Source organism: Tsuneonella sediminis (assembly GCF_051912845.1).
In the GTDB taxonomy this organism is placed as follows: domain Bacteria; phylum Pseudomonadota; class Alphaproteobacteria; order Sphingomonadales; family Sphingomonadaceae; genus Tsuneonella; species Tsuneonella sediminis.
Genome location: NZ_JBNCBU010000007.1, coordinates 1 through 666, shown reverse-complemented (window position 1 = coordinate 666; position 666 = coordinate 1). Strand labels below are relative to the sequence as shown.

General features: G+C 68.2%; 1 protein-coding gene. It reads left to right on the top strand.

Annotated elements, in window-relative coordinates:
• Positions 1-4 precede the first annotated feature (4 nt).
• The coding region (locus ACPV3N_RS13440) for an acyl-CoA dehydrogenase family protein (protein ID WP_440118635.1) at positions 5-666 on the top strand (662 nt) is incomplete at its 3' end.

The window sequence follows — 666 nt, the reverse complement described above, 5'->3', positions numbered from 1 at the left end:
CGGCATGACCGGACAGTTTCAGCTCAGCGAGGACCAGCTGGCGATCCAGGATATGGCGCGGCGGTTCACCGCGGACCGGATCACGCCGTATGCGGCGCAGTGGGACGAGGAGCATCACTTCCCGCGCGACGTTGTCGAGGCGGCGGGCGAGCTTGGGTTCGGGGCGATCTACGTGTCGGAGGAGAGCGGCGGGATCGCGCTGGGCCGGCTCGAGGCGGCGCTGGTGATGGAGGCGATGGCCTACGGCTGCCCGGCGACGAGCGCCTACATCTCGATCCACAACATGGCGAGCTGGATGATCGACCGCTTCGGTTCGGCCGAGGTGAAGGCCAGGTTCCTGCCCAGGCTCGTGAGCATGGAGCACATCGCCAGCTACGCGCTGACCGAGCCGGGCTCGGGCTCGGACGCCGCCGCGCTCAAGACCACCGCGCGGCGGGATGGCGACCACTACGTTCTGAACGGCACCAAGCAGTTCATCTCGGGAAGCGGGTTCAACGACATCTACGTGGTGATGGTCCGCACGGGCGACGATAAAGCCAAGGGCATCACCTGCCTCGTGGTCGAGAAGGGCACGCCGGGCCTCAGCCACGGCGCGCCCGAGAGGAAGCTCGGCTGGAACGCCTCGCCCACCGCGCAGCTGATCTTCGAGGACTGCCGGGTGCCGGC